General features: G+C 52.7%; 19 protein-coding genes, 1 tRNA gene and 1 pseudogene. 11 read left to right on the top strand and 10 right to left on the bottom strand.

The window, feature by feature from the left end:
* Positions 1 to 127: 127 nt before the first annotated feature.
* The 3 genes from DQ397_RS15980 to DQ397_RS15970 form a co-directional block, all read right to left on the bottom strand.
* Complete coding sequence (locus tag DQ397_RS15980; RefSeq protein ID WP_043209649.1) at positions 128 to 1,423, bottom strand: NAD(P)/FAD-dependent oxidoreductase; 1,296 nt, start codon at positions 1,421 to 1,423, stop codon at positions 128 to 130.
* A gap of 84 nt (positions 1,424 to 1,507) precedes the next feature.
* Complete coding sequence (locus DQ397_RS15975) at positions 1,508 to 1,681, bottom strand: DUF3094 family protein (protein ID WP_043209647.1); 174 nt, start codon at positions 1,679 to 1,681, stop codon at positions 1,508 to 1,510.
* Positions 1,682 to 1,814: 133 nt separating this feature from the next.
* Entirely contained in the window at positions 1,815 to 2,444 is a 630-nt protein-coding gene (locus DQ397_RS15970) for a DUF1780 domain-containing protein (protein ID WP_043209644.1), read from the bottom strand.
* A 130-nt stretch (positions 2,445 to 2,574) separates the two neighbouring features.
* On the opposite strand from DQ397_RS15970, the gene DQ397_RS15965 reads away from it, so the two are divergent.
* On the top strand, positions 2,575 to 3,258 hold the full coding sequence (locus DQ397_RS15965; RefSeq protein WP_043209642.1) for an energy-coupling factor ABC transporter permease: 684 nt from the start codon (positions 2,575 to 2,577) through the stop codon (positions 3,256 to 3,258).
* 172 nt (positions 3,259 to 3,430) lie between these two features.
* On the top strand, positions 3,431 to 4,399 hold the full coding sequence (locus DQ397_RS15960) for a hypothetical protein (protein WP_043209641.1): 969 nt from the start codon (positions 3,431 to 3,433) through the stop codon (positions 4,397 to 4,399).
* Between the two features lie 466 nt (positions 4,400 to 4,865).
* On the opposite strand, the gene yacG is transcribed toward DQ397_RS15960, so the two are convergent.
* Genes yacG through DQ397_RS15940 form a run of 4 tightly spaced genes read right to left on the bottom strand, consistent with a single transcriptional unit; the run spans position 4,866 to position 7,762 of the window.
* Positions 4,866 to 5,066 (bottom strand): DNA gyrase inhibitor YacG, encoded by a 201-nt coding sequence (yacG, locus tag DQ397_RS15955; protein ID WP_043209639.1) that lies wholly within the window; start codon positions 5,064 to 5,066, stop codon positions 4,866 to 4,868.
* Entirely contained in the window at positions 5,063 to 5,686 is a 624-nt protein-coding gene (gene coaE / locus DQ397_RS15950; protein WP_043209638.1) for a dephospho-CoA kinase, read from the bottom strand. The genes yacG and coaE overlap by 4 nt, the downstream gene beginning before the upstream one ends.
* Positions 5,686 to 6,552 (bottom strand): A24 family peptidase, encoded by an 867-nt coding sequence (locus DQ397_RS15945; RefSeq protein WP_043209636.1) that lies wholly within the window; start codon positions 6,550 to 6,552, stop codon positions 5,686 to 5,688. The genes coaE and DQ397_RS15945 overlap by 1 nt, the downstream gene beginning before the upstream one ends.
* Position 6,553: 1 nt before the next feature.
* Positions 6,554 to 7,762, bottom strand: a complete 1,209-nt coding sequence (locus DQ397_RS15940) for a type II secretion system F family protein (RefSeq protein ID WP_043209633.1) — start codon at positions 7,760 to 7,762, stop codon at positions 6,554 to 6,556.
* 218 nt (positions 7,763 to 7,980) lie between these two features.
* Between DQ397_RS15940 and DQ397_RS15935 the strand changes: the two genes are divergently transcribed.
* The 6 genes and pseudogenes from DQ397_RS15935 to DQ397_RS15905 all read left to right on the top strand — a co-directional run bounded on the left by DQ397_RS15935 (position 7,981) and on the right by DQ397_RS15905 (position 13,349).
* Positions 7,981 to 8,391, top strand: a complete 411-nt coding sequence (locus DQ397_RS15935; protein ID WP_043209632.1) for a pilin — start codon at positions 7,981 to 7,983, stop codon at positions 8,389 to 8,391.
* 82 nt (positions 8,392 to 8,473) lie between these two features.
* Positions 8,474 to 8,549 (top strand) — tRNA-Thr (locus DQ397_RS15930).
* Between the two features lie 161 nt (positions 8,550 to 8,710).
* A pseudogene (locus DQ397_RS15925) lies at positions 8,711 to 10,032 on the top strand (tyrosine-type recombinase/integrase).
* 900 nt (positions 10,033 to 10,932) lie between these two features.
* Positions 10,933 to 11,913 (top strand): integrase domain-containing protein, encoded by a 981-nt coding sequence (locus DQ397_RS15915; RefSeq protein WP_043209701.1) that lies wholly within the window; start codon positions 10,933 to 10,935, stop codon positions 11,911 to 11,913.
* Positions 11,910 to 12,185: a hypothetical protein gene (locus DQ397_RS24770; protein WP_043209628.1), complete on the top strand. Its 276-nt coding sequence runs from the start codon at positions 11,910 to 11,912 to the stop codon at positions 12,183 to 12,185. The genes DQ397_RS15915 and DQ397_RS24770 overlap by 4 nt, the downstream gene beginning before the upstream one ends.
* A gap of 237 nt (positions 12,186 to 12,422) precedes the next feature.
* Complete coding sequence (locus DQ397_RS15905) at positions 12,423 to 13,349, top strand: reverse transcriptase family protein (protein ID WP_148921581.1); 927 nt, start codon at positions 12,423 to 12,425, stop codon at positions 13,347 to 13,349.
* Here the strand turns inward: DQ397_RS15905 and DQ397_RS15900 are convergent, their stop codons facing one another.
* The 3 genes from DQ397_RS15900 to DQ397_RS15890 all read right to left on the bottom strand — a co-directional run bounded on the left by DQ397_RS15900 (position 13,350) and on the right by DQ397_RS15890 (position 18,149).
* The gene (locus DQ397_RS15900) at positions 13,350 to 14,870 is read right to left on the bottom strand and encodes a hypothetical protein (protein ID WP_148921580.1); all 1,521 of its coding nucleotides are present in this window, start codon (positions 14,868 to 14,870) and stop codon (positions 13,350 to 13,352) included. It abuts the gene before it with no gap.
* 146 nt (positions 14,871 to 15,016) lie between these two features.
* Positions 15,017 to 15,718: a phospholipase D-like domain-containing protein gene (locus DQ397_RS15895; RefSeq protein WP_052352443.1), complete on the bottom strand. Its 702-nt coding sequence runs from the start codon at positions 15,716 to 15,718 to the stop codon at positions 15,017 to 15,019.
* Between the two features lie 247 nt (positions 15,719 to 15,965).
* On the bottom strand, positions 15,966 to 18,149 hold the full coding sequence (locus DQ397_RS15890) for an ATP-binding cassette domain-containing protein (protein WP_148921579.1): 2,184 nt from the start codon (positions 18,147 to 18,149) through the stop codon (positions 15,966 to 15,968).
* A 349-nt stretch (positions 18,150 to 18,498) separates the two neighbouring features.
* Between DQ397_RS15890 and DQ397_RS15880 the strand changes: the two genes are divergently transcribed.
* The 3 genes from DQ397_RS15880 to DQ397_RS15870 all read left to right on the top strand — a co-directional run bounded on the left by DQ397_RS15880 (position 18,499) and on the right by DQ397_RS15870 (position 21,541).
* Complete coding sequence (locus tag DQ397_RS15880) at positions 18,499 to 19,611, top strand: ThiF family adenylyltransferase (RefSeq protein WP_080642083.1); 1,113 nt, start codon at positions 18,499 to 18,501, stop codon at positions 19,609 to 19,611.
* Positions 19,595 to 20,677 (top strand): ThiF family adenylyltransferase, encoded by a 1,083-nt coding sequence (locus DQ397_RS15875; RefSeq protein WP_080642082.1) that lies wholly within the window; start codon positions 19,595 to 19,597, stop codon positions 20,675 to 20,677. The genes DQ397_RS15880 and DQ397_RS15875 overlap by 17 nt, the downstream gene beginning before the upstream one ends.
* Before the next feature lie 360 nt (positions 20,678 to 21,037).
* Entirely contained in the window at positions 21,038 to 21,541 is a 504-nt protein-coding gene (locus DQ397_RS15870) for an integrase arm-type DNA-binding domain-containing protein (protein WP_306106460.1), read from the top strand.
* The last annotated feature ends 279 nt before the right edge of the window (positions 21,542 to 21,820 follow it).

Here is a 21,820-nt window from a genome sequence, read left to right as displayed (position 1 = left end):
AAAGCACCTTCCGGTGCCTTGATGTGTATCGCCGCCGGTTGGGGGAGCGGGTTTGCCTGCGAAAGCGATAGCCGATTCACTATCGTACTCGCGGACAACCCCATTCCTCCAAGCGAGGGCTGGTCTGTCAGTGCAGTTTCAGGCGCGGCTCAGTACCCCGCCCAATCTTGCTACCCAGCATCATCAGTGCCGTGCGGAAGAACCCGTACAACGCCATCTGGTGCATCCGGTACAGCGACACATAGAACATCCGCGCCAACCAGCCCTCCAGCTTCACGCTGCCCATCAGGTTACCCATCAGGTTGCCCACCGCCGAGAAGCGAGACAGCGAAACCAGCGAGCCGTAGTCCTTGTATTCATAAGTCGGCAGCGGCTTGTTCTCAAGCCGAGCCTTGAGGCTCTGAGCAAGCATCGAAGCCTGCTGATGCGCGGCCTGGGCCCGTGGCGGCACGTTGCGGTCGCTGCCGGGTTGCGGGCAGGCGGCGCAGTCACCGAAGGCGAAGATGTTGTCGTCGCGGGTGGTCTGCAGGGTCGGGCGCACCACCAGCTGGTTGATGCGGTTGGTTTCCAGGCCATCAATGTCCTTGAGGAAGCCTGGCGCCCGGATACCGGCCGCCCATACCTTGAGGCTCGCCTGGATCACTTCGCCGGACGCCGTCTTCAGACCATCCTCGGTCACTTCACTGACCGCCGCGTTGGTCATCACTTTCACCCCGAGTTTTTCCAGGGTCTTGTGCACCGGCACGCTGATACGCTCAGGCAGGGCAGGCAACACGCGTGGGCCTGCCTCGATCAGCGTGATGTGCATGTCCTTGGGCTGGATGCGGTCCAGGCCGTAGGCCGCCAGTTCGTGGGCCGCGTGGTGCAGTTCGGCCGCCAGTTCCACACCGGTGGCGCCGGCGCCGACGATAGCCACGCTGATCTTCTCGCTGGCCACATCACCGGCATGGGCGCGCAGGTAGTGGTTGAGCAACTGCTGATGGAAGCGCTCGGCCTGCTTGCGGGTATCCAGGAACAGGCAATGCTGCGCTGCACCGAGTGTGCCGAAGTCGTTGGTGTTGCTGCCCACGGCGATGACCAGGGTGTCGTAGCCCAGGGTGCGCGCAGGCAGCAGTTCGCGACCTTCTTCATCGAGGGTTGCGGCCAGTTGGATCTGCTTGGTCTCACGGTCCAGGCCGCTCATGCGCCCCAGCTGGAAATTGAAGTGATTCCACTTGGCCTGGGCCACGTAGTTCAGTTCGTCTTCCGAGGAGTTCAGCGAGCCGGCGGCCACTTCGTGCAGCAGGGGCTTCCAGATGTGCGTGAGGTTGGCGTCGACCAGGGTGATCTCGGCCTGCTTGCGCTTGCCCAGGCTTTTACCCAGGCGGGTCGCCAGTTCCAGGCCGCCGGCGCCGCCGCCGACAATCACGATGCGATGAGTCATGGGGATATCTCATAAGGTTTAAGGAATTCTTGGCCCCAAGGGCCGGCCGCGACAGGGGCGAGGGGAGGGCGAGCGCAAGGCAGCTCATAGCACCAGTCCACTCAACAGGCGGCTAAGCAGGCCCAGGCCGATGGTCACAGCCACCACTACCACGAGGAGCAGCAAAGGCCGGAATGGCTTGCGCTCGACTCGATGCTGAGGTGCCTGCAGGTATTCATCGACACGACGCTGATCTTCTGGATTCAAGCGGCTGGTCATGGTGGGCCTCGTCAGATAGACGCTTGTGACTGCGAAAACACCACAGGGTTCTCGCAAGCACTTGATATCGAATGATAATGCTTTCTATCACTGGCGCCGAGTGTACGCCATCGCAAAGACTCTCGGCAGTGGATCAAAGACTGATACCGACATCGAAGACAATGCTGCGCCCCAGGTTCCCGCGCAGAAAATCCGGTGCGTCGGGGTGGGCGAACAGCACCCGGGCGAACGTCGGCCCCACCAGCGACAGCGAGCGCCACCCCTGGCGCAGGTACTCGGTAGGCGGCGGGAAGTGGCTGTTGAGGTCCAGCACTTCGCGCTTGAGGCTGGCGAAGGCGATGATATCCAGCTCGCTCAGATCCAGCCCGCGTTCCCGATAGTTGTGCGCCTTCTTGCGCAGCGTCGGGGCCAGGCGCCCGAGCAGCTCCTGGGCGCTGATCCGCCTTGGCCGCGCCTCGCGACGCACCAGCTGGCTCAGGGAAAACGCACTGCGCCGGCGTTGCAGCTCCTCGCGCCATTCGTCATTGAGCCGGCGCCCTTCATCGAGCACGAAGAACACCTCGAAGGCGGCATCACGAAACAGCACGTCAGGCGGCTCCTGGCCCGCCGGTGTGAAGTCCTCGCTGCGATAAGCGATGTTCAAGCCTTGCAACAGGCGCTGGCACACCCAACGCTCTCGTTCCCATTTACGGGCGTTGGAGAGAAAGGCATTGGCTTGTTCGGCCTGGATGGTGAGCAGGCGCAGGTAGTCTGAGTCATCCATGGGAACAAGCTTAGTCGCTAATCCATGACGGTAAGATGCTGTTTGTGCGCAGGAAACCGGTGGCAGAACGATAGCCTCGGCAATCGGGTGTAGACTCGGCGTATCCGCGACCGTCCGAAGGAGCGAACCGGTGATCAGTGCGCAGGTCCTGTCCACCGCCAGCCTGACCCTGGGTTGGCTCGGCTATGTGCCCCTGTTGGTATGGGCACTGAGCCGCACGCGTTGGGTCGAGTTGTTCAGTGACAGTCGTCGCCAGCATTTGCTGTTTGGCACGGTCTTCGGCTTGTTCGTGCTGTGGTTGGTCCGGCGGGATTTCGACACAGGCGTCTCCTACCACTTCATCGGTATGACTGCGGTGACCCTGTTGCTGGACTGGCCGCTCGCGGTTCTCGGCGGTTTCCTCGCCCAACTCGGGTTGCTGGCGCTGGGCCGACAGGACCTGGCCGCCCTGGGCGTCAACGGCCTGTTGATCATCGGCCTGCCGGTGCTGGTCACGGAGGTCTGCGCGATCCTGGTCGAGCGCGCCCAGCCGCGTAACCTGTTCGTCTATATCTTCTCTGGATTTTTCGCCGCGGCGTTGTCGGCCTTGCTGTGCGTCCTGGCTGGGCTTGGCCTGCTCTGGCTGGATGGACGTTTCGCCATGCCGGAATGGCTGTCGGACTTCATTGGCTACCTGTGGTTGATCATCTTCCCCGAGGCTTTTATCAATGGGACGGTGATCAGTGCTTTAGTGGTGTTTTGTCCGGAGTGGTTGGAGACGTTCAATCGCACCCGATATTTACAGGCGCCTTGGAATGATGACGAGAGGCGTTGAATAGTTATCGCCGATAGTCAGTTCTTGTTTGATAGTTCCAACAGCGCTTGTAGTACGTTTCCTTGTTTGACCTTTTACTGCGCTTGCGCCGTTGCCGCGTGCTTCATACGTCCCTACTCTCGATCAGCTGTTGGTGCTGAATCATTAAGGGAAATACGTATGAGGTACATGAGTGTCTGAAGCCCGGTCGTTTATCAATCTTGAAACCAAAAATTACGAATCGCTTAAATCAGAGCTGATGCTTTCACGAAATCAACTCGCGAAATTCGATATCTTAAATGCGCATCTTGCCGGCGGTGTGGTGATAAAAGGTGAGCTGGTTATTCTCGGTGATCCTTCTACACCAAACTGCACCAGCCATGAGGCCTTTCTGATGGCCGAGGCTGCAAACATCCACGCCGATCTGGCCCGCAATGGTCCAGATGACTTCCTTATCCAGAACTTTGACTTCATTAAAGGCTTGCTGGCCCACGCTTCAATGGGGGTGGGCATGGCCAGTGATGCCTGGAGCAGGCATCTGGAGAGCATCAAGAAAACACTTCAGGAAATAGAAAAGCTTTATCAGGACTTTCTGAGGGATGGACGTGGCAACCGGCGTGATAGGTTTTATGTAAAGCGCGCGGATTTATTTGCGAGGTTGAGGCAGCAACTGCGCTTTTTCGCCTCCTTTGGCTCGGGGCTGCGGGGAGACGGATCGATAAAAAGCCGCTTGGGTATCTCCACGAAGAGCTTTTTGCACACCGGTGAAATACCGGGGTATGCCGAAAAGGTCGCGGGTGTGGTGCGGGCGTCGAATCTGCTCAAGAGGGGGACCTACCTAGCCATGACAATCGAGGTGGGTTCCACGGCATTGTCTATTAATAAAGCCTGCACCTTGGGACGTGAGGAGGAATGCCGTAAAGCCAAATATGTAGAAGGCGGAGCGCTGGTCGGTGGTGTCGGTGGAGGCTGGGGGGGAGGCATTCTCGGCGCCGGTGGCGCTTCGTACATATGTGCCGCACTCGGGATTTCTTCATTGGGCACAGGCGCATTGATTTGTTCAGTTCTGGGGGGAGCGGTAGGAGGAACAATAGGAGGGATGCGCGGGAGCGAGTTGGGCGAGGCACAAGGTCTCAAGTTATATGAGGGGGGAGGGCTTTGACTATCAGTTTCGGGCTAACGATAGGGTTATTGATATTGGGTTCGCTGTGGGTTTCTCTTTGCGTATTGGCATATGTGTCGTGGCGCTATCTAGACTATCTAGAATCCTTGATGTCGAGAAGCAAATATGTGGTAGAGACTCGAGAGTATTATTCGAATGCAGGGCTGCCGGGGCGAATGATTCGGCTCATCTCAATTTCTTTGGCGCTGTCTTATTCCAAGATTGGAGTACGTAAAGGATTTGTGAACGCTGAGGATGTAAAAAACTTTCCGCTGCATATAAAAAGAAGATTGCTTTTGCTGTTGTATTTTCTCCATTTTTCCTTAGCAGCGTTGATTCTCGGTAGTTATCTGACGCCAAGCTGACAAATTTTCGCTTGCAGATAAAAAAGAGTCTCTATCTCTGTCAAGCAGGGCAGGCGAAGCAGTGCTGCAAAGGGGCGCAATGCGCCCCAAAACGCCACCGATCAATGCCTCGGCTCCAGATCCCCGGAATACAACTCATCCTCCGACTCTTCCGAAGCCGGAATCTTATGCTCCTCAGCCGCCCACGCGCCCAGGTCGATCAGCTTGCAACGATCAGAACAAAACGGCCGAAACGGGCTTTTCTCGCTCCATTCCACAGGGGCCCCGCAAGTCGGGCAGTCAACGGTCAATGGCTGGCTCATGGCTGGCCTCCTCGTAAAGTCAGGTAAAAGTGATGCAGACGATCGATCTGCTCATGCAACCAGCCCAGGTCTCGGTCGTTGACCACCACGTCATCGGCATGGCGCAACCGCTCCTCGCGGGCGGCCTGGGCCTTGAGAATCGCCTGCACCTGTTCCGGGCTGGTGTTGTCGCGGGCCAGGGTGCGTTGGATCTGCAACTCCTGTGGCGCATCGATCACCAGCACACGCTGGGTCTTCGCGATCTGGCCGGACTCCACCAGCAGCGGCGATACATAGATCGCATAAGGCGACTCCGCCTTGGCCAGGTAGCTGAAGATTTCCTGGCCGATCAGCGGATGCAGCAACGCCTCTAGCCATTGGCGCTGAGCGGGGTCTGCGAAGATCAGCTTGCGCAGGGCTGCGCGGTCGAGCTGGCCGTCCTCCTGCAATACGCCCGCGCCGAAGCGCTCGACGATACTCGCCAGCGCCGGCCGGCCAGGCTCGACGACCCAACGCGCTGCCTGGTCGGCATCGACCAGATGTACACCCAGCTCGACGAATCGCTCGGCCGCAGCGCTTTTGCCGCTGCCGATGCCGCCGGTGAGCCCGAGAATCCAGGGGGTAAATGCCGCAGTGGTCATCAGTGTCCAAACAGTTGCAGGTAGGAGACGTACATTTCATCACCCCAGAGCACTGCGATCCAGCCCGCAATGGCCAGATACGGCCCAAACGGCATGGCCGACCCCATCGATGCTCGGCGCAAGCGCAACAGGCACAGCCCAATCACCGCCCCCACCACCGATGACATTACCAGCGTCAACGGCAATACCTGCCAACCGCCCCAGGCGCCGATCAAGGCCAGCAACTTGAAGTCGCCATAGCCCAGCCCTTCCTTGCCAGTGAGCAGCTTGAATAGCCAATACACCCCCCAAAGGCTCAGATAGCCGATGGCCGCACCCCAGAGCGCATCGGGCAAAGGCGTGAACAGGCCAAAGGCATTGCACAACAGCCCCAGCCAGAGCGTGGGCATCACCAGTACGTCGGGCAGCAGTTGGTGGTCTGCATCGATCAAGCTCAGGCTCAGCAGGCACCAGGTCAACAACAGGGCGAACAACGCTTGCAGCGACGGCCCGAAATGCCAGGCCACCACTATCGAAAGCACTGCACAGCCCAGCTCCACCAACGGATAACGTGCATCGATGGCAACCTTGCACGCCGAGCAGCGACCGCGCAGCCACAGATAGCTCAGTACCGGGATGTTCTCCCAGGCGCGAATGCGATGGCCGCAATGGGAGCAGCGCGAGGCCGGCAGGCACAGGTCGAAGCGCTCATGCGTCACCACCGGCAGGCCCAGCACCTCCTGCGCCTCGCGCTGCCACTGACGCTCGAGCATGATCGGCAAGCGATACGCCAGCACATTGATGAAGCTGCCGAGCAACAGCCCCAGCAGCCCGGCGAAGGTCAGAAACAGCACCGGCTGATTGGCGAAAACAATCCAAAGATTCATGTCAGACCAAATTACCCAGCTGGAAGATCGGCAGATACATGGCGACCACCAGGCCACCCACCACCACCCCAAGGACCAGCACGATGGTCGGCTCCAACAGGCCGGTCAACTGGTCGAGTGCCTGGTTGACCTGTTCCTCATAATGGGCCGCGGCCTTGTTCAGCATCTGGTCCAGCGTGCCACTGGACTCACCGATCGCCGCCAACTGCACCAGCATCGGCGGAAACAACCCATCCGCCTCCATCGCCTGATGCAGCCCCTGGCCGTTGCCCATGGCCTGGCGCAGCCGCCCAATCGCCTGTTCATGCACCGGCCCACCGCTCACCGCCGCCACCGTGCCCAGCGCATCGAGCAGCGGCACCCCAGCCCCATAGGCCGTGCCCAGGCTGCGGGAAAATCGCGCCAACGCCGCTTCGGCCAGCAACGTGCCGAGCACAGGCAAGCGCAACACCTGGCGAGATATCCACAGGCGGGCAGGGGCATGGCGTTGATACAGCTGGCGCAACGACACACCCAACATTACAAGCGCGCCCAGCAACCACGGCGCATGCCGACCCAGCGCTGTGGATAAGTCGATCACCCACTGCGTGAACGGGGGCAGCGCCGAATCGAAACTGGCGAACAACCCCTGAAACCGCGGCACGACCTCCAGCAACAACAACGCCGATACCCCCAAGCCCGTCAGCAACAGCAGCAGCGGATACAGCATCGCCTTGCGCACCCGCCGCTGCAGCGCCCGGCGCCGCTCCAGCAGGTTGGCGAGTTGCTCGAGCTGCCGATCCAGCGTGCCGGACTGCTCACCCACCCGCACCAGGTTGCAATACAACCGGTCGAACCACCTCGGGTGACGCTGCAGCGCATCGGCCAGGCCCAGCCCTGCGCCCACATCCTGTTGCAATTGCGTCAGCAGCCGCCCCAGGTGTTCATCCCCACCGCTGCGCCCCATCACCTCGAATGCCTGCAACAGCGGCACCCCGGCCCTGAGCAAGGTCGCCAGTTGCCGGCTGAAGCCCGCCGCATCCGCCTTGTCGCGCCCAGCGCGCCAGCGCCACTGCACCCGGCTCGCCGGCCGCACGCGGGCAGCGCGGATGCCCTGGCGCTGTAACTCGGCCCGCACGAACGCCTGGCTGCGCCCCTCGGTGCGGCCATTGATCTTGTTGCCGTTTATGGTGGTGCCTTCCCAGGCGTACATGCGTGTCGAATGGCTCATGCAAACGTCCTTAATTGCCGCCCCGACAAGCCCCGTAACAGCTTGTCGCGTCCCTGACCGGGCGGGTTTCCCTATTGCTCACTAGAGTAGTCCAGCGAGCCCGGCCACCTGACGGGCAGGGGTGACAAAAGGTGTCGGTTCGGCTCTACTGCGCGCCTGTCTGCCTAGGTGCCGAGACTGCAACCCAGGCATAGCCGTATCAACAAGGAAAAGCGTTCATGAAAGGGCAACGGGGCATCACCCTGATCGAGCTGATGATTGTCGTGGCGATCATCGGCATCGTGGCGACCATCGCCATACCCATGTACACCAACCAGCAAGCCCGCGCCAAAGCCGGCGCCGGCCTTGCGGAAATCTCCGCACTCAAGACCGCAATGGAACTGCGCCTGAACGAAGGCAAGGACGTCACCGACGTCACCGCCCTCGGTGGCCAGCCCAGCACCGCCCACTGCGCCATCACCGCCCGCGGCACCGCCGCCGATGGCACGGCCAGCATCACCTGCACCCTCGCCGAGGCCCCCGCCAACGTGCTCGGCAAAACCCTCACGCTCACCCGCTCCGCCACCGGCTGGACGTGCACCACCAACGTCGAAGCAGACCTCGCCCCGACCGGGTGCAAGGCCTCCTGACCCAGGCGCCGGGGGAGGGGGAATAAGCGAGGCGAAACAGGCGTTTGCGTAACCGCCACGGCAGTGGTAGCGTTGCGCTCACGCCGGTGTAGCTCAGTCGGTAGAGCAGCGCACTCGTAACGCGAAGGTCGCAGGTTCGATTCCTGTCTCCGGCACCAGTTCAGGTTCCAGCGAAGGCCAGCAAAATCTCTGGAACCCCCGTAAAGCCCGCCTTCTGGCGGGTTTTTTCGTTATGGCGTTCCGTCGGATTCCGGCAGCAGCCAGCCGATTTAGGGGTAACGTTTGGGATAAAGTCGATTCGATAAAGGGGTTTACCCTTATGGCTCGTACTACTGCTCCCCTGACTGACACCGCCTGCCGTTCGGCCAAGCCTACTGAACGCCCCTACAAGCTTTTCGACGGTGACGGTCTTTACCTCCTTGTTTACCCAATGGCCGCAAAGGCTGGCGCTTCCGGTATGTGAAACCGGATGGGCGAGAGGGGCTGACCTCGTTTGGCAACTACCCTGTCATCGGGCTTGCAGATGCTCGGCAGAAGCGTCTGGAGACTAAGCGGATGCTGGCTGAAGGCATTGATCCGATTGAATCCAAGCAACAGGCCAAGGCCGAGGCGGTTGTCAGAGGCCACACATTCGAGCGCGTTGCCTTGGACTGGCATAAGGAAATGTCCGTGAAGTGGGCGCCTGGCCATTCCAGGACCGTGCTGAGTCGTTTGAAGACTCATGTATTCCCGCTGCTAGGCGCGCGCGCCATCGTTGATCTGGATACCTTTGACCTCATGCAGCCGCTTGAGGCGATCAAGAAGCGCGGCACGATCGATGTGGCCTTAAGGGTACAAAACTACCTGCAGAGCATCATGCGTGAGGCGAAGCGGCTGCGGCTGATCACGGTGAACCCGGCATATGACCTTGAGGGCTTCATCAGCGCACCACGGGTTACGCATCGGCCTGCACTCCCGCTCTCACGTCTGCCAGAGTTGATGGACCGCATCGAGAATTACAAGGGACGCACGCTCACTCGGCTGACCGTCATGCTGTCCCTGCATGTGTTCGTACGCTCCAGTGAATTGCGCTTCGCACGTTGGAGTGAGTTCGACCTGAAGCGCGGTATTTGGGAGATACCTGATACACGGCCCGCGTTAGACGGCGTTCCGTACTCGACCAGAGGGACAAAGATGGCGGGCGACATCCACCTTGTCCCGCTTTCACCGCAAGCGGTGATGTTGCTCGACCAGATTCATGCGATCACGGGGTACTTCGACCTGGTGTTCACCAGTGACGCTCGCTCGTGGAAGCCAATGTCCGAAAACACGGTCAACAGCGCTTTGCGGAACATGGGCTACGACACCAAGACCGAAATCTGCGGGCATGGCTTCCGGTCCATGGCGTGCAGTGCTTTGGTCGAATCTGGACTTTGGTCAGAGACGGCTATTGAGCGGCAAATGAGCCACAGGGAGCGGAACAACGTTCGGGCGGCATATATCCACAAGGCCGAGTTCCTGGAGGAACGGCGAATGATCATGAGTTGGTGGAGCCGTTACCTCGAAGCGAACCGGCAGGAGCATATCTCGCCGCATGAGTTCGCGAGTCAGACCGGGGCAAACGTTTCTAGCCTAAGAGCATGGCGTGGCGCAGCCGAGTGAGTGCACGACTTTGAAATTTAGATGATCCGCTTTTCATGCGGGTCCATCCAAACAGGGCTGCAAAGCCGCCCTGTTTGGATGGACCTTACCTAAAAAGATCAAAAGCACCACATCGGCCACTGGTTGCCTCGGTGTTCCGCACACGCCCAGTACCATTTTCAATCGCAAACCATGCGGGACACATCGCTTGACCCCCTAGGATTGCGGGCGTAGAAAAGACAGTGCAAAGGCTGTCGTTGACAGCACCCCAGGTGACCCGAGCCTTCAAGGTCACGCCGCTCCTGCGGTGGTTCTCCCCCCAAATGGCGATTCGCGTCCGGCAGCTCGCCCGGTCACTTCCCAGTGATGGATGCTCTTACACATATGGCCCTCGTGCGCCAGACACACCGTACCTCGCTGCCCTGCAGCAACCTATCCGCTTGGCCGACTATTGCGCCAACCTGTGCCCGTCTCTTTCTTCTGGAAAGAGACGGGCACTTCTACCACTGCTGCAGCCCTGATCGCACAAGGCTTTGCGGAATTCCCCCTCGTGACAATCGGCGTGACAAACGCCGATGTCACCAGCAACAGCGCTGTAGATGATGGTGCCGCAGACCAAGGAATGGACTGCACCTGACTGACAGTCAGGCATGCCCCGGTCATCGCATTGCTGCTTGCACCTGGCTCAGGATCTCGCGGCACTGGTCTCGTCAGCCAATGCAGCCTCCACCCGCCCACCGGTAATGGTGCTCAGGAGGCCAGATCATGAGATGCCCTTGCTCCCGGACGTAAGGAGCCGCCAGTCCCGCGTAGTGGACATTCCCCCACAGGTCGCAGGGGCCTTGATCCCTGATAACACTCAACATTCTTGGCGGGATGACGTGGGGCGAGGATCGGAGAACAGGCGATGAGGTGATCGACATGGCATTGGTAGGTAGGCGGGATGGCCGTAATTTTGGGTACGGCAGGCAACTGAGCTACGCAGGGCCACAAGCGCTGAAAGACATGTTCGGCGGAGGCCACTACGGCACGGTCAAGGCGCACTGTGATCGGTGGCAGGCATTCGTGAAATGGTGCCGCTCCGAACAAGGGCCCGGTATCAATGACGCGCGGCAGATTGATCGGAAGGTATTGGCGGACTATGCGGCGTATCTGCGCGACGTGGTTAGGCGCGGTGACCTTGCTGTCAGCACCGCACAAAATCGCCTATCCAGCGTTAACAGGACTATGGCAGCTCTTCGCGGTGATCAGTACGTGACATTGCCCAGTCCGAGCAAGGCGTTGGGTATGCAGCGCACCGGGGTTCGTCACGCCATCCCGCAGGGCCAGGATCGCAAACAGGTTGAGCAGATCGTCGATGCGCTTTGCAGTCGTGACCAGAGACGGGCCGCCGCGATCGTATTATTGGCGCGAGCCACCGGCATGCGCCTGCGTGAGACCATCTTGGCTGATCTGCCACGACTAAGCCGTGAGGCTAACGATCTAGGCAAGATCAACATTCAGGATGGCACCAAAGGCGGTCGCTCCGGAGCCTCGGCGCCGCGATGGATTGCAGTGGACGATCATGTTCGCGAGGCGCTTGGGTTTGCACGGCAGGTATCGCCTGCGGGTAGCTGCAACCTGATTGCGCGACACGAAAGCTATCTGACGTTTCTGCAAGAAATCGTCCGCCCTGCGCGGATCATCCTGCATGCAAACAATCTCAAGGGCTTCCATGAGCTACGAGCGGTGTACGCATGTGAGCGCTATGAACAAATCACCCAGCATCGCCCGCCTATCAACGGCGGTCAGTGCTGCCAGGTAGATAGGAACCTTGATCGCAACGCACGGAGGCGAATCAGTTACGAACTGGGGCACGGTCGGATAGATGTGGCCGCAGCTTACATCGGAGGACGGACATGACTAAGGCATTTGATATGGAACTATTCCTGGCTGGCGTGCTGACCGGGTCGACTGCCACGCGACAGCGTCATTTGTGGCAGGCGAAGCTTATCCACGCCGAAATCGCAGAGCGCTGGCAGCTAGATACGCCATGGGTTTGGAGGAGAAAACACGTGGCTTGGTTTCTTTATCATCGCCAAGGCCTGCGAAGTGAGGCAACGCGGTATTACTATTCACTCACTGTGCGACTGCTGGTTCGACGGTTGGGAAAAACTTGGATATTCGACGTCTGAGATAATATCTGCTGGCTGCAGACAGTACTCGGCTACCTTGTGTGTCGTTCTACGGCAGCCTCAAGGGATTGGTTTTCAGAGATTATGGACTACCAAGCAGAGCCACCATGTGGTATTTTCAACGCGGTGGCTGGATGAGCGACTGCGGTTATGTCCGTGAGTACGAGTCCGTACTCGACTATTTGAAGTCTTACAAATTCCATCCAGCCACCTCCTTCCTCACATCAGTTCAATACAATGACTACTACCAAACTTTTAGATATTCATGATCTAGCAGAGCTGTCTTATGCAGTGGGAGTTAGGGCTGAGCTGATAGAAGAATATTTAACCGCCCCTAGGCAGGTTGATTATTACGAAGTGATAAGAATAGCTAAGCGGGGAAGAAATCGTAAAGGAGAATACAGGCAGGTCTACAAAGCGAAAAGCAATTGGCTTTCGCAACTGCATCGATCTATATCTATGATTGTTACGAACAGTGTGGAGTTTGGCGAGCATGTACAAGGGTTTTTAAATGGTCGCTCAGCAGTTTCTAATGCGAAGTTGCATATGCGAAAAGACATCGTTGTGCATGCTGATATTAAAGATTTCTTTAACGCTATAACTGAAGCCCAAGTCTGTCAGTCAATAATGTCGCTTGGTTGTGCGCAATTTATAGCTAGTATTATAGCACGAGCATGTACTATCGATGGGCGTTTGTTGCAGGGCACTAGATGTAGTCCTGTTATATCCAATGTAGTGTGCAGAAATCTGGATTTAGATATGCTGGAGCTGGCCCGTGCCACGAAATCTACATTCAGTCGGTATGCAGATAACATAACGTTCTCCGGTAAGGCGCCTCCAAACAAAGAAAACATAGAAGCAGTTGTCAATGCGAGAGGATTTATTTTACAGCCAAAAGGTTGTTATGTTCAGTATCGTGGCTCGCGTCAATTTGTAACGGGGTTGTCAGTTGTTGATGGTGTAATGCCAAGGCTTCCAAAGCAGGTGAAGAAGAAATTAAGGCTAATTGCCTATTATGTAAAAAAATATGGTGACGGACATTTCGAATTTTCCTCAGGAAATCATTCGATAGCACCAACAAGAACTCAACTTGAGGGGTTCATCGCTTATGCCCACTCGGTTGAACCGGAGTTCGCAAAGAAACTATGGTCGATGGTGAGTTAGTTAGGCGATCGGGTTTCTATCTCGTTTGTGTTTTTCGCCAGTGACAACGTTTTCCCCGTATCTAATTCTGGTGCTTATATATGCTATATATTCCGTTGGGTAAGTTGTACCTTTGGAAATGTAGTTTGCAGCAATTTCTGCGACCAAGTCTGACAGCTCTATCAATTCTCGTCGATTTCTAGCGTAGGGCGTAGATACAGTGGGGGTAACCGTACGATTGTATTTGTCTTTGACTTCTAGTACGGCGGATGCCACAGCGGATCCAATGCTTGATATTTCTGAGTAAACTGTTTCGACGGTCTCGTGTTTTTTGCTTATTCTGTGAAACAGTGGAATCATTACCATTTCGTTCTCAATGTTTTCTGGGGACCAATCATCCACTTCGGTCTCTCTGTAGTAATATATATATGCGGAAAAGTCAGCTGTTGCGAGGTGCTGAAGTAGTATATGCGCAAGCTGAAAGTGCTTCACTAATTCTTTCAAAGGCATTTCTTCTGCTAGTAATTTTGATTCTTTGCTTAATAACGAACTGCGTTTTAATTTTTCTTTCCAGGTTTTAATTTCTGTCGCAAGATTCTCGGGTTTATCAGTTGTAACTACTGCCGTCAGGTTTAGGGGTTTGTAGTGCTCGGCCTGATTTGATATTGCTACACTGCAGTTTACTGGTTTAGCAGCATCAAAAATCACATCACCTGCTGAGTTTATGGCTGGCGAAGAATCAGTAGAGCTATTTTTATTATCGCCGAATTTAAATAAAGGGTAGAGTAGTCGCTTAAGTGATTCGCTATCATAAGTTGCGGAAACGGCAGCCCCATCTCTCGATATACCTTTCAAGCGCTCCCAAAGATCATTTGCTCGGGCAGGGGCAGTCAAAACTTGGCTTAATCTATTGATTGTATCTGAGTTTGAGATGGATTCGGGTGTTGTGACATCGAAGTTGAGTATAATAAAGTTTTTAAAGAATTCGTGTAGTTCGGGGTCTGTAAAGGCTATCTTCTCACTTCTGAGGATTGTTTTTATTTCATTAATGGTTTTTTCAAATTCAACACTGGATGTGCCTGACTCGTTATTTCTTGAGAAGAAAGCAATTTCATCGTTGCTGTGTTTAGCCGCTAGGCAGATGTTTCTGAAGTTGCGTAAGCTAGCCAGAGCTATGGTATCAGTTGCCGCCCCGTAGTGATCATGTTTGTTTGGGTTCTTAGGGTCCTTGTAAGTTAGCCACGAGTTTTTTACGATTTCACGAAAATCTTTATTGCTTTTGGCAGCAGATATTCTCAGGGATCGCTTAACTTGTAAGTGCAGTTTTGCTTCGTAAGCATCGTCAAATGTAATGATTATGTCATCAAGGGGGGCGCCATAAGCGGACTGCTGCAACGCGACAGTCTTAATTCTCATGTTAAGTGGGGGGCGTAACTCTCCAGTCAGCAATGCTGCTAGAAAATACGCTGAAACGTACCCCTCATAAGCAAATCCTGCGCCGCCGGTTAACTCAGAAGATTGTGCTTTTTTTTTGATTTTCATGGCTTTTTTATTTGAAGAAGACAAGGGTTTATAGCTCTGTCTTTTGCTCTGTCTAGGGTAAAGCCCAGTAGATCGTCTTGCACTATTGATTAAAAATATATGTAAGAAAGCAAAAGTGGCAATGGTCGTGGCTCTGTGCAGATCTGCTATGTCCCGATGCGCCACTCCGGAGCTACCCACTCAGATGTCCAGTCAAGCTCCTCGGACATAGCAGCAATTTGACCATATTCTTCGAAGTAGGCGTTGACGATTTTAGTGTCGGTGATAAATAGGGCATTTTCTAGTGATAGAGTAGCACTCTTTGTAAAGTTAAATGATCCCGTCCAGACGGCATAAGGCGTGATGGTTTCAAAGTCATTCGTTGAGCTTTCGTCGACCTTGGCAAAGACAATAAATTTGTTATGCATCCTTGGAAAAGCAGGATGTTTTTCGGAGTTATGATTACCCACGCATCTAATGGGGTTAAGGGAAGGGTCGCTCGCGATTGATATAGAGCTTAAAATGTTTCTGAATGAATATCTTGTTAAATTACATCTTAAAGCTTTGTACTTTCTGCGTAGTGCTTTCTTGAATCCGTACCGAGCGTCCATGTCGGGACGAAGAAAATCTTCCTTTTGTACGACAATAGAGACATTTTTTAGGCTGGCTAGTGCGTCGAGTATAGGAAAGCTTGTAAGCCAAGCGATAGCCCCAAAGGCTGCATCACATTCTTTAATGTGCTGTATTAGCTTATCTTCTAAATCTCTAAAGTAGACTTTTATGCCGGAGTCTGTAGACGTACTGTTGTCGTTAAAGCGTCTTGGGAAATTTCCATCGTTATCAAGTTGATATAGATTTAGGTTTTTCAAGCGTGTATCCCTGTCATGATTTAAGTGGCTCTTTGTTTTTTTGGGGCTTCTTGTCAAGCTAACCTGCGTATTTGTATTTCTTGGTTAAGGCAGTCCTCCGCCAAAAAGTTCGGAGGCCACGTCGCAGGCCTCGTCCAAGAGTTTGTAACGCTTTGCCATCGCAGACTTAATTTTCGTTGATGGCGGGGAGCTATAAAATGATCGCGTGCGATGGGCGACTTTTAGGTTTTTTGGTTTTGTACCGAGCTTAAGTATTAAACGCTGGGGGGCCAGCATATACTATCTTGCCACCGTCGGGGCCAGCCCCTGGGCCAAACTCTAAAAGGTATTCACATTGGTTTAAGATTTCAGGTTTATGATCTATAACTAAGATCGCCTTAAAAAGCTTAGCATACTGATGTATATGGCCTATGGCCTTTGCAGCAGATAGGTTGTCAAGCCCGGCCCCAGGTTCATCTATAATCAGAATTTTTTCTTTATTGGGCGAGATTAGAGCTTGTAGAAGTTTTACTCTACGAGACTCTCCGCCAGATAAGCTTCCGATTTTTCTACCTATACTTAAGTGAGATATTCCTAGTGCCTCGGAAATATTTACAATGCTGGCAATTTTCTTGCTCTGATCTAAAATCTCTTTAGGGAAAGAGTGAAGCGCTCGGCTGTAGAGATCTTTTATGTTTAGCTCCGCTATTCGGAAGTCGTCAACTTTGTTTGAGAATGATGCTCCATCGCAGGTCGGACAAGAAATTTTCAGTGTTTTTTCGAAGGTTCTACTGAATTCAACTAATCCTGTGCCACCGCACTCAATGCAGCAGCCCGCTTTACCTGGTTGGAGCAGGAAAAAGTCTTTTGATATCCCCGTAATTTTGGAGTAAATACCTGCAACTGTATTGCTCAAGTCTAACGCGGTTGAAATTGTAGATCTAATATTTCCGCGCATCTGTTTTTGCGATACATAGTTCACTTGTGGTAGGGCTTGGGAGATCGCTAGCGCAAATGAAGATTTACCAGAACCTGAAACACCACACACCGCAGTTAATGAGTTTTTCGGTATTGACGCTGAAATGTCTTTCACATTGTTATTGCTAACTTTCGGGAGGGGAATCAAGTCGCTTTCTGTAGTTTTTTCGTATTTCCTAGGTTCGATGGGGGGAGGGGGGGTGTACGGAACTATATAGCCACCCCCGTCACCCGGGGCGGGGCCTACACATATAATATTGTCGGCGGCATTTATGAAAAAGTCATTGTGCTCAATCATCACGATCGTATTTCCGCGATCGCAAATCTCCCTCATTTTTTGGATTAGGAGTAGGTGATGATTTTTGGAGACTTGAGAGGATATTTCGTCAAGGACGAATAATATGCCTGATATTTGTGTGTTGCATATTTGGGCAAACCGGAGCTTTTGTAGTTCCCCCCCTGATAAGCTTGGTATTTGGCGAGCTAGTGTAAGATATCCAAGGTCAAGCTCTATTAATGTGTCCAGTTGCTGTATTAATGAGTTGAGAGGTGGAGAAGAGTTATGCCGTGTTTTTTTTAATTTATCAGCAAGATCTGAAACTGGAAGTCTTATGAGGTCGAATAGTGAAATACTGTAAAGCTTGCTTTTGATAAATTTCTCACGATCTATCCCTGTGGAATCGCAATGAATACAAGGAGAGGGCTTCGAGAATTTTATAAAAAGATCGTACTCTGAAATTTTATTGCTCTGAGAGCACTGCTCCAATATTTTCATTGGCCCAACATAGCGTTCTTCTCTAGTTCTTCTCTTGCCCGAAAACGTAAAGCTGATTCTAAATTTATTGGAAGACTCACCAGTTAATATCTTTTTCCGGTGTGAAATTGGCAGCTGCGAGATAGTTTTCTTTAAATCTATTCCTTCGTCCTCGCAAAAGGCTCGAAGTAGTGCTCCGTGTTTAGAAAGGTTGGCGCCTGTCCAGCATTTAAATGGCATCCTTTCTAAAGACTTGGAGTAGTCTACCAATAAGTCCTCACATAGTGAAAACGAATGTCGACTTCCTCCGCAATGAGAACACTCATTGCCTGGCTTGTTTAAGCGAAGAATGGTTTGATCGATGTTAGTGTGAGTGCTCGGTGCGATTGAGTAGAGATAGCTAGGTATGTCTAGATACGAGTAGATGGTAGACTTTGGGTTTGAGTTAAAGTTATTTTGGGTTAGCGCAACTGCAGGAAGGGCGCCATGAAATGTATCTGCATTATATGTTGCATGGTCGTATGAGCCATGCTCAAGCTGGCTAAATTGTTGTTTGCAGATCGAGAAAATTGTACCATATGCTAATGATGATTTTCCGCCGCCACTAATGCCTGTTATAGCTGTAATAGTGTTTAATTTTATAGCGACATTTAAATTTTTCAGGTTGTTTGTTTTTGCACCGGTTACGACGAATTGTCTCTCTTTTGAACTTCCTTGCATTGGTAACTCCAGGTTTAAAATCTGTGAGTGACATGACTATGCCATTATGGTATCGTTTTCGCTCTGTGTCCATAACGTAAACGGAGTTAGCAATGGTCAAAAAGAAGGTTAGCTTAAAATTTTCTGAGGTGAATGAACACCCTGAAGCTGGAACGAAGTACACCACTACTTGTTCCGGCAGCAGAAGCGATTGCTGTACCAGAGTATGCACTCGTCCGGCTATCGGCTCCGACGACGGTAGTCTGGATTCTTGGGATGAATATCTCGAGGCAAACGCTGGCGTATTGCAATATTGATTTTGGAAAGGTGCCAATGGTTTGGCACCTTTTCTTATTCGGTAGGTTTAAGAATGGAAGCTTTCATACAGGATACTGTCTTAAAAATTAAAGACAGCGTGGATGTTTACGTGTCCATGTCTGATGCCGATATTTGCAGTATTCAGTTTTACCATATAAACACTAGGCAAAAGTTATCTATCCAGATTGATCCCGCTTTCAGTGAATTACTATCGGCGCTTGATGGTGTTAATGCGGTATCTGAGCTCATAGAGAAGTTGGGGTTTGAGTTTGATCTCGATGAGTTGGCGTCAGTATTAAAATATTTGATCGATAATGGTGTCCTTGAGTCGCCATCAAATATAGACCAAAATTCTCGATATTCGCGGCAACTAAACTTCCTATCAGACTGGATTTTTGGGTTGCCAGCAGAAGTTGCCCATAAGCGGATAGTAGATGCTCACTGTGTCATTTTTGGTGTTGGTGCAGTTGGCTCGGCAATTGCTATAAGCCTTGCGAGAGCCGGCGTGTCAAAATTTACGATTGTTGATCATAAGCAGCTTCAGTTGCAATCTTATGAGAGGCATCTATATTATTCAACGCATGATGTGGGGCAGCCAAAAGTACACGTATTAGAACGTTATCTTCGGAAAATCAACTCGGAAGTTAATGTGGTGTGTGTGCAAGAGAAGTTACTGCCAGCTACTGAACTTTCCGAGCTTGTGGATGGCACCTCATTGGTCGTCAATACTGCAGATGAGCCGTATATTGGTCACACTTCAGTAAAGCTAGGGCGCTATTTGTGGGCGAAGAATATTCCGCTCTATGTTGCTGGTGGTTTTGACGCTCATCTGATGAGTACAGGGGACTTTTATATTCCCGGTGAGTCGAATTGTGTTGACTGCTCAAGTAGCTTTTTTACTGTAGCATTAGCTGATTGGAAGCCGTCTTATAAAGTTCATGAGTCTAGCACCACTGACACTCATGTAATTGGAGGTAGTGGTGGGCTTGGCAGTATGGCCCTATTCGCAGCATCGTACGCTTGTATGCAACTTCTGAGTTACCTTGCTGGTGGTGATGCATATCGGTCTAGACTATCCGAGCGAGGAGAGTTTATGACTGGGAAAGGTGAAATTGAGTGGGTGCAGATTTCAGCTAGGGATAATTGCAATGTCTGTGGAAAATAAAGTTTTTAGGCTTAGAAGCTGCATTGCACTTGTTCATCGTGCTGGAACAGTTGAGTTTTTTGACAGTAACCTTCGAGTTGGATTTTCAATTGAGCTGGAGTACTCAGGTATCATTGAATTGCTTCATAAATTTGATGGTGTAATGACAGTCAGATCAATTGGTGACCTATTTTCTGAGGTGTTGCTAGATGAACTATGTAGTCTTGTGCTGTTTCTTAAATCTAAGTATGTGTTGATTGAGGTTGATGAGGAGTACGAACAGTCTATTCTATGTTCGTTTCCTAGGCTAATAAATACACTCGAAGGCTTTTTTCACTCTACGTCAGAAGTCAACAAGTCGCTCCAGAAAGGAGCGGATAAAGCTGTTTTGATTGTGGGGCTCGGCGCAGTAGGTACTTGGGTTTTGCATTGCTTGGTCAAGGCAGGCGTACAAAATATTACTGTCATGGATGATGATGTCGTTGAGGAGTCAAATCTCCATAGGCAGGATCTTTTTTTTGAGGAAAATATCGGGGTTCCAAAGGTAGTCGCTGCTTATGAAAATATAAAGCGCTGCTACGGCGTTGAGTTGACTATTTGCACGAAAAGAATGCAGTCAGTTGAGGATCTGGAGCAGCTCCAGAACCTGCCAGGCTTGGTTATAAACTGTGCGGATTATCCGAGCGTTGACCAGACGTCTAAGATTGTTTCTGATTATTGTTTGAAAAATAGAATATCGCACATTATCGGTGGAGGCTATAATTTGCATCTAACGTTAGTGGGGCAGGTTGTCATTCCAGGCGCTACGGCTTGTTTTCATTGTTTTGACAGGGTTCTTGCTCCGATCAATGCGATGGAGTTGTTTGGTGTGAAAAAACTGAATAGAAATTATAGGAAAATCGGAAGCTTGGGTCCTCTCTGCAGCCTCTCTGCATCGATTACAGCGACGGAAGCGATAAAGGTAATATTTGGTGCTCCATTAGAATTCATGGGTGTAACAAACAAGCGTCTGGAATTTAGTCTTAAAAATTTTGATTTTGGATCTTTTATTGTTCAGCGAAATGCTAACTGTAAATATTGCGGTTAAGCTGCAGTTGTTTAAAATTTGCATTGAGTGGTCTCAAGCCTCTTGCAAATGCCGGTAGTCGGTCCCATTGGTTGAATTAATAGCTAATGAATGCTGAGCGGCATTAGGATAATTTTAAGGGTAGAGATTTTATCTTTTTGGTGTTTTTTCAATTTAATCAATATATTGGAGCGCGATTCGATTCCTGTCTCCGGCACCAGAAAATCAGTTTCCAGAAGTCTATGACTGTCTACGAAACACCCCCAAAGCCCGCCTTGTGCGGGCTTTGTTGTTTCTGTCTGTCTCGTTTTGTCTCTGGGCATCTACGCGATTTAGGGATATGGCTAGGGATATCTCGGTTCGACAAGGAAACGTATCCCTATGGCGCGCACTGTGGTGCCTCTCACCGACCCCAAATGTGATGCGGCCAAGCCTTGGGAGAAGGATTACAAGCTGTTCGATGGCAAAGGCCTCTACCTGCTGGTGAAGCCGTCAGGGGTCAAGACCTGGCGTATGAAGTACACCAAACTTGATGGCCGTGATGGTTTAGCTACGTTTGGAAACTATCCGGCGCTCGGCTTGAAAGCGGCCAGGGGGCGACGCGCTAAGGCGCTTGAGCTCCTTGCTGCTGGGAAAGACCCCATCGAGCAGGCGCGCTTGGACAAACAGGAAGCGGCTAACGCCCGGGCGAATACATTCCGTTTGCTTGCTCAGGAATGGCACGCGGCCTGCGCCCGTAATTGGACACTTGGTCATGCTGCCACCGTATGGCGACGGATTGAATCACACCTGTTACCCACCCTCGGTGATCGTCCGGTCGCGGAGCTGAAAACACGGGATCTGCTTGTTCCACTGAAAGCGGCAGAGATCAAAGCCCGTTCATAAATGATTTAGCGGGTCAGTTCTGCACTTTCTTTGGGGTTGAGTTGTCAGGCGAGAACGGCCACTTTAGCTCGAAGGCTGCTGGTCGCGGGTGACTGCTTTCGACCCATAGCTGCCCTTTGTTCGGGGCAGCTATCGGCCAGAAGCGGTCTCTCGACGAGGGCGCCAGTCTGACGGTGCGCTCAGTACCCAAGTCGATCATGGCATCAAGCTCTGAGTCAGCATCCGTCCTCGTGGTGGGCCCAGAAGCGCGCAATAGCGCAGCTTGATGAGGTCCAATTC

The organism is Pseudomonas sp. CK-NBRI-02, from assembly GCF_008124495.1.
GTDB lineage: Bacteria > Pseudomonadota > Gammaproteobacteria > Pseudomonadales > Pseudomonadaceae > Aquipseudomonas > Aquipseudomonas guariconensis.
This window is presented reverse-complemented; position numbering and strand designations above follow the sequence as displayed.